The organism is Ectothiorhodospira mobilis, assembly GCF_900114895.1.
GTDB classification, from domain to species: domain Bacteria; phylum Pseudomonadota; class Gammaproteobacteria; order Ectothiorhodospirales; family Ectothiorhodospiraceae; genus Ectothiorhodospira; species Ectothiorhodospira mobilis_A.
In genome coordinates, this window is record NZ_FOUO01000003.1 from 173,533 (window position 1) to 185,909 (window position 12,377).

The window sequence follows — 12,377 nt, forward strand, 5'->3', positions numbered from 1 at the left end:
CCCGGGGGTGTCCGGATCGCGCCTGCTCACCCCTTGGGCCGGGGGATGCCCAGGCGGTTGCGGCGCTCCCACAGGGCCTTGCGGCTGATGCCCAGGCGGCGGGCCAGTTCCGTCTCGGTCATGTGTCCCTGGTTCTCCAGGACGAAGCGGCGGAAGTAGGCCTCCAGGCTGGTGCGGCCTTCCCCGCCGCACTCCGCAGCCGGGGTGAGGGCCAGGTGTTCGGGGCGGATGGGCTCGCCGTCGGCCAGGATCACCGCCCGCTCGATGGCGTTCTCCAGTTCGCGCACGTTGCCGGGCCAGCTGTGGGCCTGCATCGCCTGCAGCGCGGCCGGGTCCAGATCCACCGGGTTGCGCTTGAGGCGCTTGCAGGCCTTCTCCAGCAGGAAGCGGGCCAGCTGCGGCAGGTCCTCCCGGCGCTCCCGCAGGGGCGGGAGAGTGATCTCCATGACCTTGAGGCGGTAGTAGAGGTCCTCGCGAAAGGCCCCCTCGCGCACCATGGACTCCAGGTCTCGGTGGGTGGCCGCCAGCAGGCGCACGTCCACCTTGCGGCTCTGGGTAGAGCCCACGCGGCGGATCTCGCCGTCCTGCAAGACCCGCAGCAGGCGGGACTGGGCCTGGGGGGTGAGTTCGCCGATCTCGTCCAGGAACAGGGTGCCGGTGTCGGCGGCCTCCACCAGGCCCTGGCGGGTCTGCCCGGCGCCGGTGAAGGCCCCCTTCTCGTGGCCGAAGAGCTCCGATTCCAGCAGGCCCTCGGGGATGGCGGCGCAGTTGACGCTGATCAGCGGGGCCTGGGCGCGGGGGCCCTTCTTGTGGATGGCCCGGGCCACCAGCTCCTTGCCCGTGCCCGATTCGCCGCGGATGAGCACGGTGATGTCGGTGGGGGAGACCTTCTCCACCATGCGGCAGACCTGGCGCATGGCCGGGGCCTCGCCCACCATGCCGTCCACGGGGTAGACCTCGCCCATCTCCGACTGCAGCTGGGCGTTCTCCTTCTCCAGCTGGTGCTGCTTGAGGATGCGGGCGACGCACAGCAGCATCTCGTCGTGGTCGAAGGGCTTGGCGATGTAGTCCGCCGCCCCCTGTTTCATGGCGTCCACGGCGGAGCGTACGCTGGCGTAGCTGGTCATGATGAGCACGGGGACCCCGGGCAGCTCGCCGGCGAGACGGATGCCCTCGCCGTCGGGCAGGCGCAGGTCGCAGATGAGCAGGTCGAAGGCGGCCTCGCCGCAGTGGGTCCGGGCCTCCTGCAGGCTGCCGGCCTCGGCCACGCGATAGCCCTCGTGTTCCAGCAGGCGCACCAGGGCGCGGCGGATGACGGTTTCGTCCTCGACGACGAGAATGCGGTTCAAGCCATGACCTCCTCTTCGGCCGCCGGCAGGCGGATGCGAAAGCACGTGCCCCCCTCGGGGCGGTTGTCCGCGTAGACCGTCCCGCCGTGGTCCTGGATGATGCTGTACACCACGGAAAGCCCCAGGCCGGTGCCTTCGCCGGGGGGCTTGGTGGTGAAGAAGGGTTCGAAGATCTGGTCCAGCAGGCCGTCCTCGATGCCGCTGCCCTCGTCCTCCACACGCACCTCCACGCCGCCGGGGACGCGCGCGCCGGTGAGGGTGACCCGGTCGCCGGGGCGGGAGGCCTGCAGGGCGTTGTTGATGAGGTTGACGAAGACCTGCAGCAGCCGCTGCTGGTTCCCCCGGGCGCGCAGCTCCCGCGGCACGCCGTTGATGCAGGTGATCTCGCGCCCGCTGCCCCCCAGCTGCACCAGTTGCAGGGCCTCGTCCACACAGGCGCGCAGGTCCACCGCCGCCGGCAGGGGACGCGGCGCCTCACCGGCATGGCTGAAGGTGATCAGGGACTGCACGATGTCGTTGATGCGCCGGGTCTGCTCCAGGATCTGGCGCACGGTCAGCTCCACCTCCGCCGGGTCCTGTTCGTAGCGCAGGTTCTGCGCCAGGGAGGTGATGCCGGTGAGGGGGTTGCCGATCTCGTGGGCCACCCCCGCCGCCAGGCGGCCGATGGAGGCCAGGCGGTCGTTGTGGGCCACCTCGCTCTCCAGGGTATGGAGTTCGGTCAGGTCCTCCACCAGCACCACCATGCCCCCCAGGCCGTGGGCGGCGGAATCCCCCGTTACGGAGGACTCGATGGCCGCCTTGTGCAGGTTCAGCCAGCGGTAGCGCCCCTCCACCGAGAGCTGCAGCTTGTACAGGTGGCGGTCGTCGCCGTTGATGAAGGTGCGCAGCACCCCCTCCCAGGGGTCTTTCAGGGATTCCAGGGGCTGGCCCACGGCATCCTCGGCGGGGATGCCGGAGATGGTGGACATGGTGTGGTTCCAGATGAGGATGTCGCCGCAGGGGGCGATGGAGCACACCCCCAGGGGCAGTTCGTGCAGCACCTGGCGGTGGTAGCGGCGCAGGGTGTCCAGTTCCGCCGCCAGGCCCCGCAGGCGCACGGTGGAATGCTCCAGCTGTTCCTCCACGAAGCGCAGGCTGTCCGCCAGGGCCACCTGGGTCTGGGGTGCCACGTCCAGCCGGTTGTCCACCATCATGCGCGCCAGCAGGGGGCCCATGAGTCCGGAGAGGTTGCGCTCCAGGCGACCGCGCAGGCGCCTAAGCTCCGCCGGGCGGCGTTCCGTGGCCTTCAGGTCCAGGTCCTGCAGCGCCCGCTCCACCTCCAGGGCGGCGGTCTGCGGCCCCACCACCCGGGCCAGATGGGTCTCCAGCTGGGACACGCTCTGCACCTCCCCGGCGGTGCGGGCCGGCGGCAGCTGTTCCCGGCGGCAGGCCAGGGCCGCCTCGGCCTCTTCCCGCGTGGGCCGGGAGAGCAGGGAACCCAACACGAACAGGGCGCTGTTCACCGCCAAAGACCAGAAGGTGGCGAAGGCCCAGCGGTTCTCCTCCTCCGCGCCCATGAGGGCGGCCAGGTTCAGGGGCAGGCCCGGCAGACCCGAGGCCTCCAGCAGCGGCAGGATGAGGGCCAGCAGCCACATGAGGATGCCCCCGGAGAGGCCGGCGATGAAGCCGATGCGGGTGGCCCGGGGCCAGAACAGCAGGGCGATGAACCCGGGCAGGAACTGGGCCACGGCGACGAAGGAGATGAGCCCGATCTGCACCAGGCCCTGGTTGAACTCCAGCAGCCAGTAGAAGCCGTAGCCCAGGGCGATGATGAGGAGGATGAGCAGCCGCCGCCCCCACAGCAGCCAGCCGTAGAGGTTGCTCTGGGGCAGGCTCTGCTGGGTCACGTGGGCCGGCAGCAGGAGGTGGTTCAGGCACATGGCGGCCAGGGCCAGGGTGGTGACGATCATCATGGCGCTGGCCGCCGAGACCCCGCCGATGAAGGTGAGCAGGGCCAGCCAGCCGGCGCCATCGCCAGCGGTCAGCCCCAGGACGTAGTAGTCCGGCGGGATCTCCAGGCCCCGGGCCTGACCGGCCCACAGCACCAGGGGGATGGGCAGGTTGAGCAGCAGCAGGAAGAGGGGAAAGCCCCAGCTGGCCGCCTGCAGGGCGCGGGGGTCCATGTTCTCCACGAAGAGCATGTGGAACTGGCGCGGCAGCAGGAAGGCGGCGGCGAAGGCCAGCAGCATGAGGCTGCTCCAGGGCCCTTCGCTCACCGGTTCATTGAGGGCCTCCAGGGCCTGGGGGTGGGCCGCCAGCCAGTCGCCCAGCCCCGCCGGGCCGCCGAAGACCTGGAACAGGGCGAACCCGCCCACCAGCAGCAGGGCCACCAGCTTCACCGCCGATTCGAAGGCGATGGCCACCACCAGGCCCTCGTGCTTCTCCCGGGGGGTGATGTGCCGCGCCCCGAAGAGGATGGCGAACAGCCCCAGGGTGGCGCAAAAGCCCAGGGCCAGCAGGTTGGGCGGGGCCTCCTGGGTGAGCACCGATACCGATTCGGTCACCGCCTTGATCTGCAGGGCGATGTAGGGCAGCACCCCCATGAGCATGAACAGGGTCACCAGCACCCCGGTGAGCTGGCTGCGGTAGCGGAAGGCGAACAGGTCCGCCAGGGAGGTGAGCTGGTAGTCCCGCACCAGGCGCAGCACCGGGGCCAGCAGCACGGGGGCCAGGAGGAAGGCCAGGGTGAGCCCCAGGTAGATGGTGAGGAAGGTGTAGCCCTCGGACTGGGCGAAGCCCACGCTGCCGTAGTAGGTCCAGGTGGTGGCGTAGACCCCCAGCGACAGGATGTACACCAGGGGATGGCGCACCAGGGCGGCGGGCAGCCAGCCCCGCTCGGTGGCATGGGCGATGAAGAACAGCAGCCCCAGATAGGCCACCCCGGCGGCGTAGAGCAGGCCGATCTCAGAGATCATGACGCCGCTGCAGCAGGTGGGCCAGGGCGCCCAGCCCGATCAGCCCGCCCCAGAGGAGGTAGGGGGTGAACCAGGGCAGACCGGGCCGGGACCACCACCCCACCAGGGGGGAGGCGAAGAGCAACAGGCCGGTCAAAAAGAGGATGACGGTCTTGTCCAGGGTCGGCATGGGCTGCGCTGCGATTCGCCTGGGCCTGTGCCTGCCGGGGATCCCGGCGCCGGGACCCGCTGGCGGAGAGGACGGAAACGGATGCCACATAGGATGCAGCATGCGGCCGTCCCGGCCAAGGGGCCCGGCTCAGGGTTCGTTGCGGTGGGGCCAGCGGGCGGCGGCCCAGGCCAGCAGTTGCGCCGGGGGGGCGGGTTCCGGCGGGGGCAGCCCCAGGAAGGTGAGGGCCGCGGCCAGGTTCTCCCCCGGGCGGGCATCGTCCACCGGCGGGGCGTGGGTCTGCTTGGAGAGCTTGCGGCCACCCGCATCCAGGATCACGGGGTGATGCAGGTAGGCGGGGGTGGCCAGGCCCAGCAGGCGCTGCAGATGGATCTGTCGGGGGGTGGAGGGCAGCAGGTCCACGCCGCGCACCACGTGGGTGATCCCCTGGTGGGCATCGTCCACCACCACCGCCAGTTGATAGGCGGTGAGGCCGTCGGCGCGGCGGATGACGAAGTCCCCGGTCTGCGTCTCCAGGCACTGGCGGACCGGGCCCTGGAGGCGGTCGGTGAAGACGATGGGGGTGTCGTGGGTGCGCACCCGCAGGGCGCGGGGGGCCTTGCCCGGCGGCAGCCCCCGGCGGCAGGTGCCGGGATACACCGGGCCTTCGGGGCCCTGGACCGCCACGGCGGCGATCTCGCGGCGGGTGCAGCCGCAGTCATAGGCCTGGCCCCGGGACCGCAGGGTCTCCATGGCCGCCTCGTAGGCGGCCTGGCGGGTGTGCTGGAAGAGCACCTCGCCATCCCAATGCAGGGCGTGGGCCTCCAGGGTGCGCAGGATGGCGCTCGCGGCCCCAGGCATCTCCCGCGGAGGGTCCAGGTCCTCGATGCGCACCCGCCAGATGCCGCCATGGGCGCGGGCATCCAGCCAGGAGGCCACCGCCGCCACCAGGGAGCCGGCATGCAGCGGACCGGTGGGGGAGGGGGCGAAACGGCCGGTGTAGGTCCCGGGGGCCAAGGCAGGCCCTCAGCCCCCGGTGGCTGGGGCGGCGGGGGAGCGCCGCCGGGGTGGAATGGCTCGCGGCCGCACGGGCGCCATCAGGCCATCTGCTTTTCCTTGATCTCCTGCAGGGTCTTGCAGTCGATGCACAGCGTCGCCGTGGGCCGGGCCTCCAGGCGGCGGATGCCGATCTCCACGCCGCAGGCCTCGCAGTAGCCGTAGTCGCCGTTGTCGATGTCGTTCAGGGCCTCGTCGATCTTGCGGATCAGCTTGCGTTCCCGGTCGCGGGTGCGCAGTTCCAGGCTGAATTCCTCCTCCTGGCTGGCCCGGTCCGAGGGGTCGGCGAAGTTGGCGGCGTCCTCCTTCATGTGGCCCATGGTGCGGTCCACCTCCTCCATGAGCTGCTGCTTCCAGGCCTGGAGGATCCTGCGGAAATGCTCCCTCTGCTCCTTGTTCATGTACTCCTCCCCCTCCGCGGGCTGGTAGGGGGGGATCCCGTCTTCGGGCCGGGACAGCTTGCCGCTGCTCTCCGGCTTCTGCTTGCTGGGGGCCATCGCTTCGACCACTCCTGATTGTCCAAAGGGCGAGTCTAGATACCAGAGAATCCAGCGGGGCGCAACTTGCGCCCGCCCATGGTTGCGCGGTCCCGCCACTCGGATTCCCGCGCGGAAGATAGTAGTCTCCCCGCAGACCCCATTAGAACCACCGGAGGAACGGCGTAATGGCTTCATTGCAGGCCCTGATCTGGGATGTGGACGGGACCCTGGCGGATACCGAACGGCACGGACACCGGGAGGCCTTCAACGCCGCCTTCCGGGACAGGGGCCTGGACTGGCACTGGTCCGAGGAACTCTACGGCGAATTGCTGGAGGTGACCGGCGGCAAGGAGCGTATCCGTCATTACCTGCGCCTGCACCGACCGGATTTCACCCCGCCGGGGGATATGGAGCGTTTCGTGGCGGAGTTGCACACCCGCAAGACGGCCCATTTCGTCTCCCTGCTGGAGCGGGGCCGTATCCCCCTGCGTCCTGGGGTGGAGCGGGTGCTGTGCCAGGCGCGGGAGGCGGGGCTGACCCTGGCCATCGCCACCACCACCTCGCCGGCCAATGTGGAGACCCTGCTGGAGGCCAACCTGGGGCGGGAGGCCCGGGACTGGTTCCGGGTCATCGGCGCCGGGGATGTGGTGCCCCACAAGAAGCCGGCCCCCGACATCTATCACTACGTCCTGCAACACCTGGGGCTGCCCCCCGGGGCCTGTCTGGCCATCGAGGACTCGCGCCAGGGCCTGACGGCGGCACGGGCGGCGGGGCTGCCCACCCTGGTGACGGTGAACGCCTACACCGCCGGGGACCCCCTGGACGGGGCCCTGGCGGTGCTGGACCGTCTGGGGACGCCGGAGAAGCCCTGCCGCGCCCTGCACGGCCCGGCCCCGGAATCCGGGGTGGTGGATCTGGACTGGCTGCGGGCCCTGATGGCCCAGTCCTGATCCCCGGTAAGGCAGGTCATGACGGGTCTTCCCCGTCGGCCTCCACGCGGCAGTGCAGCTGCCCCCGGGCCAGGCGGGCCTGCAGCCGGCTGCCGGGCGGGGCCTGTTGGGCCGAGCGCACCACCTCGCCCGCCGCGTTCAGGAGGATGCTGTAGCCCCGCCCCAGGGTGGCCAGGGGGCTGACGGCATGCAGGCTGCGGGCCTGCACCGCCAGGCGGTGCCCCAGCCGTTCCAGGCGCAGGTCCATGGCCCGTTGCAGACGCCCGGACAGGTGATCCCGGTGTTGCCCCAGGGCCTGGATCCTGGACCGAGGCGAGGCCCGCCGCAGGCGCAGGCCCAGCCCCTGCAGGCGTTCCCCCTGACCGCGCAGGGTGCGCCCCATGGCGCCGTGCAGGCGCTGTTCCAGTTCGTCCAGGCGCTGCCCCCGCTCCTGCAGGCGGCGTTCCGGATGCTGCCGGCGCAGGCGCTGCTCCAGTTCCGTCAGGCGCCGCTGGCCGGTCTCGATGCGGCGCTGGAAGCGCATCAGCAGCAGGTCCTCCAGGCGCTTCACCCGCTGCAGCAGGGCGCCCCCGTCGGGGCTGGCCAGCTCGGCGGCGGCGGAGGGGGTGGCGGCGCGCAGGTCGGCGGCGAAGTCGGCGATGGTCACGTCCGTTTCGTGGCCCACGCCGGTGACCACCGGCACGGGACAGGCGCGGATGGCCCGGGCCACGGCCTCCTCGTTGAAGGCCCACAGGTCCTCCAGGGAGCCCCCGCCCCGGGCCAGGATGAGCACGTCGCAGTCCCCCCGCCGCCCGGCCCGTTCCAGGGCGCGGACGATGCGCGGGGCCGCCTCCGTGCCCTGTACCGGCACCGGGTGCACCAGCACCGGCAGGGCGGGGCAGCGGCGGCGCAGTACCGAGAGGATGTCCCGGATGGCCGCCCCGGTGGGGGAGGTGATGACCCCCACCCGCCGCGGGAAGGGGGGCAGGGGACGCTTGATGCCGGTGTCGAACAGCCCCTCGGCCTGCAGCCGGCGGCGCAGTTCCTCGAAGGCGCGCCGCAGGGCGCCGTCCCCCGCCTCCTCCAGGTGCTCGATGATGAGCTGGTAGTCCCCGCGGGGGGCGTACAGGCTCACCCGCGCCCGGGCCAGCACCTGCATGCCGTTGTCCGGGCGAAAGCCCAGCAGCCGGGCGCGGTTGCGGAAGAGGGCGCAGCGCACCTGGGCATCGGCGTCCTTGAGGGAGAAATAGAGGTGTCCCGAGGCGGGGCGGGCCAGGTTGGACAACTCCCCCTCCACCCGCACCAGGGGGAATCCCCCCTCCAGGTGATCCCGCACCGCCTCATTGAGCTGGGATACGGTGAACACCCCCCGTCCGGGGGCGGCCGTGTCCTCGCCGCTCATGCCCCGGCCCTGCCCGGAGGGTTTCCGGCTTCGTTTAGTGCACTACTCAGGTTTACCGCCCCGGGGCGCCACTTTATAATTGGAAGATTAACCAACGCGTCCCTCCGAGATTGATCATGCGTATCGTTCAGGAAGCCCTTACCTTCGATGATGTCCTGCTGCTGCCGTCCCACTCCGACGTGATGCCCCGGGACGTGGATCTGCGCACCCGCTTCACCCGGGAGATCGATCTGAATATCCCCGTGGTGTCCGCCGCCATGGATACCGTCACCGAGGCACGCCTGGCCATCGCCATCGCCCAGGAGGGGGGCATCGGCATCGTGCACAAGAACATGAGCATCCAGGCCCAGGCGCACCAGGTGCGGGTGGTCAAGAAATACGAGAGCGGGGTCATCGTCGACCCCATCACCGTCTCCCCCGACACCAGCATCCGCGAGGTCCTGGCCATCACCCGGGCCAACGACATCTCCGGCGTGCCGGTGGTGCGCGGCGAAGACCTGGAGGGCATCGTCACCAGCCGTGACCTGCGCTTCGAGAGCCGCATGGAGGCCCCCGTCTCCCAGATCATGACCCCCCGGGAGCGCCTTGTCACGGTGCGGGAAGGGGCCAGCCGGGAGGAGGTGCAGGCCCTGCTGCATGAGCACCGCATCGAGAAGGTGCTGGTGGTGAACGACCGCTTCCAGCTGCGGGGCATGATCACGGTGAAGGATATCCAGAAGTCCACCGACTTTCCAAACGCCGCCAAGGACAGCCAGGGCCGCCTGCGGGTGGGCGCGGCCGTGGGCGTGGGCGAGGGCACCGAGGAGCGCTGTGCCGCCCTGGCGGAGGCCGGGGTGGACGTGATCGTGGTGGATACGGCCCACGGCCATTCCCAGGGGGTGCTGGACCGGGTGGCCTGGGTGAAGAAGCACTTTCCCGAGGTGCAAGTGGTGGGCGGCAACATCGCCACCGGTGAGGCGGCCCGGGCCCTGGTGGAGGCCGGGGCGGATGCGGTGAAGGTGGGCATCGGCCCCGGTTCCATCTGCACCACGCGCATCGTGGCGGGTGTAGGGGTGCCCCAGATCACCGCCATCGACAACGTGCGCCAGGCCCTGGAGGGGACCGGCGTGCCGCTCATCGCCGACGGCGGCGTGCGCTTCTCCGGGGATTTCGCCAAGGCCATGGCGGCCGGGGCCCATTCCGTCATGCTGGGCAGCCTCTTCGCCGGCACCGAGGAGGCACCGGGAGAGGTGGAGCTCTACCAGGGCCGTTCCTACAAGTCCTACCGGGGCATGGGTTCCCTGGGGGCCATGCAGCAGGGTTCCTCCGACCGCTACTTCCAGGAGGAGGACAGCGACCGGGCCGACAAGCTGGTGCCCGAGGGCATCGAGGGCCGGGTGCCCTACAAGGGCAGCATCGTCGCCATCATCCATCAGCTGGTGGGCGGACTGCGCTCCTCCATGGGCTACGTGGGCTGCCGCAACATCGAGGAGATGCGCACCCGTCCCGGCTTCGTGCGGGTGACCAACGCGGGCATGCGTGAGAGCCACGTCCACGACGTGACCATCACCAAGGAAGCCCCCAACTACCGCATGGACTGACCCCATGAGCACCGACATCCACGCCCACCGCATCCTCATCATCGACTTCGGATCCCAGTACACCCAGCTCATCGCCCGCCGGGTGCGGGATTGCGGGGTCTATTCCGAGGTCCACCCCTGGGACATGGACGCGGCCGCCATCCGCGACTTTCGCCCCAGTGGCATCATCCTCTCCGGCGGCCCCGAGTCGGTGAACGAGAGCGACCCCCCGGGGGCCTCGCAGACCCTCTTCGAGTTGGGCGTGCCCGTGCTGGGGATCTGCTACGGCATGCAGACCATGGCCGCCCAGCTGGGCGGGCGCGTGGAGGCGGCCGATCACCGCGAATTCGGCTACGCCCGTGTGCGCGCCCGGGGCCACACCCGCCTGCTGCAAGACATCGAGGACCACACCACCCCCGAAGGCGAGGGGATGCTGGACGTGTGGATGTCCCACGGCGACCGCGTCTGCGAGATGCCCCCGGGCTTTCGCGTCATGGCCTCCACCGATTCCGCCCCCGTGGCCGGCATGGCCGACGAGGAACGCGGCTTCTACGGCGTGCAGTTCCATCCGGAGGTGACCCACACCACCCAGGGCAAGCGCATCCTCTCCCGTTTCGTGCACGACATCTGCGGCTGCGAGCACCTGTGGACCCCGGGCAACATCATCGAGGACATGACCGCCCGGGTGCGCCAGCAGGTGGGGGAGGACCACGTGGTCCTGGGGCTCTCCGGGGGGGTGGATTCCTCCGTGGTGGGGGCCCTGCTGCACAAGGCCATCGGTGACCAGCTCACCTGTGTGTTCGTGGACACCGGTCTGTTGCGCCACCAGGAGGGGGACCAGGTGATGGCCACCTTCGCCCGGCACATGGGCGTGCGGGTGATCCGCGTGGATGCCGAGGAGCGGTTCCTGAAGGCCCTGGAGGGGGTGACCGATCCGGAGGAGAAGCGCCGTATCATCGGCCGGCTGTTCGTGGAGGTCTTCGACGAGGAGGCCGGAAGGCTCACCAACGCCCGCTGGCTGGCCCAGGGCACCATCTATCCGGATGTCATCGAGTCCGCCGGTTCCAGCACGGGCAAGGCCCATGTCATCAAGTCCCACCACAACGTGGGCGGCCTGCCGGAGACCATGAAGCTGGGGCTGGTGGAACCCCTGCGGGAGCTGTTCAAGGACGAGGTGCGGCGCATCGGCGTGGAACTGGGCCTGCCCTCGGAGATGGTCTACCGCCATCCCTTCCCCGGGCCGGGCCTGGGGGTGCGCATCCTTGGCGAGGTGAAGAAGGAATACGCCGATCTGCTGCGCCGGGCCGATCACATCTTCATCGAGGAACTGCGCCGCGACGGCCTCTACGACCAGGTCTCCCAGGCCTTCGCCGTGTTCCTGCCGGTGAGGTCGGTGGGGGTGATGGGGGATGGCCGCCGCTATGACTTCGTGGTGGCCCTGCGCGCGGTGGAGACCATCGACTTCATGACCGCCCGCTGGGCGCACCTGCCCTATGAATTCCTGGACCGGGTGTCGCGGCGCATCATCAACGAGATCCCGGGGATCTCCCGCGTCACCTACGACATCTCCGGCAAGCCGCCGGCCACCATCGAGTGGGAATGACGGCTATACGAAGACCCGGCTGACCTGCTCCAGGGCGGCCTGGTCCTCATCCCAGTGCAGGGTGGGGTCCTCGGGGGTGCAGCCCAGGCGCCGCAGGGCCGGCACCCGGGCGCGGTCCACGCTGGCGAGGCGGTGGCGGGTGGACTGGTAGCTCTCGATGTTGGCCGCCTGCACGATGTCCACGTAGTCCACCGGGGCATCCTCCCCCGGGTCCCGGTCCAGGTTTTCGTGTTCGGCGGCCACCGCCACCAGGGGATCCTCGAAGTTCCAGGCCTGCAGTACGGCCCGACCCACGGCCATGTGCAGCGTGCCGGTGATCAGGTTCAGGTGCTTTTCGTTCTCCACGATGACGTCGATGTCCTTGGCCTTGATGAGGATGGGGATCACGCCCACGTCGTGCACCAGACCCGCCAGCAGGGCCACCTCCGGGTCCAGATGGCGGTGGGGCCGGGCCAGCAGGGTGCTGAGGAAGGCCACCTCCACACTGTGGTTCCACAGGGTCTCCATGCGGCTGCGGATGCCCCGGTGGCCGGTATTGAATACATCCTTCATCGCCAGCGAGAGGATCAGGTGTTTGGTCTTCTCCAGGCCCAGGCGGGTGACGGCCGATTTGATGGTGGAGCAACGGGCATAGCCGCGATAGGCGGGGCTGTTGGCATAGCGCACCAGGCGCGTCGCCATGGCCGTGTCATGGGCCACCAGCGAGGTGACCTCGTCGATGGAGCTTTCTTCGCGGTTGATGGTGAACAGGGCCTGGACGGAGATGTCCGGCAGGGTGGGGATATAGATCCCGTTACGCCGCAGATCATCGCGCAGATCGGTGATGAAGGTATCGACGATCTCGCGGGGTTGAAGATTTCTTTTCACGGGGGTGAAGGCATGGTGAACTGGACTCAGT

The 12,377-nt window shown here is 70.0% G+C and carries 10 protein-coding genes; 3 read left to right on the top strand and 7 right to left on the bottom strand.

Annotated features, from left to right (window positions below; genetic code table 11):
• Window positions 1-26: 26 nt before the first annotated feature.
• The 5 genes from BM214_RS03725 to dksA form a co-directional block, all read right to left on the bottom strand.
• Window positions 27-1,349 carry a sigma-54-dependent transcriptional regulator gene (locus BM214_RS03725; protein WP_090483859.1) on the bottom strand — a complete coding sequence of 441 codons (1,323 nt, stop codon included), beginning with the start codon at window positions 1,347-1,349 and terminating at the stop codon, window positions 27-29.
• Window positions 1,346-4,303 carry an ATP-binding protein gene (locus BM214_RS03730; RefSeq protein WP_090483860.1) on the bottom strand — a complete coding sequence of 986 codons (2,958 nt, stop codon included), beginning with the start codon at window positions 4,301-4,303 and terminating at the stop codon, window positions 1,346-1,348. Before BM214_RS03730 ends, BM214_RS03725 begins: the two co-directional genes overlap by 4 nt.
• Window positions 4,293-4,472 carry a hypothetical protein gene (locus tag BM214_RS03735; protein WP_090483861.1) on the bottom strand — a complete coding sequence of 60 codons (180 nt, stop codon included), beginning with the start codon at window positions 4,470-4,472 and terminating at the stop codon, window positions 4,293-4,295. The genes BM214_RS03730 and BM214_RS03735 overlap by 11 nt, the downstream gene beginning before the upstream one ends.
• A gap of 129 nt (window positions 4,473-4,601) precedes the next feature.
• Window positions 4,602-5,468, bottom strand: coding sequence for a tRNA glutamyl-Q(34) synthetase GluQRS (gene gluQRS, locus BM214_RS03740; protein ID WP_090483862.1), 867 nt, complete (start codon window positions 5,466-5,468; stop codon window positions 4,602-4,604).
• Window positions 5,469-5,548: 80 nt separating this feature from the next.
• Entirely contained in the window at window positions 5,549-6,004 is a 456-nt protein-coding gene (dksA, locus tag BM214_RS03745; RefSeq protein ID WP_090483863.1) for an RNA polymerase-binding protein DksA, read from the bottom strand.
• 167 nt (window positions 6,005-6,171) lie between these two features.
• Between dksA and BM214_RS03750 the strand changes: the two genes are divergently transcribed.
• Window positions 6,172-6,936 (top strand): HAD family hydrolase, encoded by a 765-nt coding sequence (locus BM214_RS03750; RefSeq protein ID WP_090483864.1) that lies wholly within the window; start codon window positions 6,172-6,174, stop codon window positions 6,934-6,936.
• 16 nt (window positions 6,937-6,952) lie between these two features.
• Here BM214_RS03750 and xseA read toward each other — a convergent pair whose 3' ends face one another.
• A complete protein-coding gene (gene xseA / locus BM214_RS03755) occupies window positions 6,953-8,317 on the bottom strand; it encodes an exodeoxyribonuclease VII large subunit (protein ID WP_090483865.1) in 1,365 nt (454 codons plus the stop codon).
• 116 nt (window positions 8,318-8,433) lie between these two features.
• Between xseA and guaB the strand changes: the two genes are divergently transcribed.
• Both guaB and guaA read left to right on the top strand, forming a co-directional pair.
• Entirely contained in the window at window positions 8,434-9,897 is a 1,464-nt protein-coding gene (gene guaB, locus BM214_RS03760) for an IMP dehydrogenase (RefSeq protein ID WP_090483916.1), read from the top strand.
• Window positions 9,898-9,901: 4 nt separating this feature from the next.
• The gene (guaA, locus tag BM214_RS03765; RefSeq protein ID WP_090483866.1) at window positions 9,902-11,479 is read left to right on the top strand and encodes a glutamine-hydrolyzing GMP synthase; all 1,578 of its coding nucleotides are present in this window, start codon (window positions 9,902-9,904) and stop codon (window positions 11,477-11,479) included.
• A 3-nt stretch (window positions 11,480-11,482) separates the two neighbouring features.
• Here guaA and BM214_RS03770 read toward each other — a convergent pair whose 3' ends face one another.
• Entirely contained in the window at window positions 11,483-12,346 is an 864-nt protein-coding gene (locus tag BM214_RS03770) for an HDOD domain-containing protein (protein WP_244887827.1), read from the bottom strand.
• Window positions 12,347-12,377: the final 31 nt, after the last annotated feature.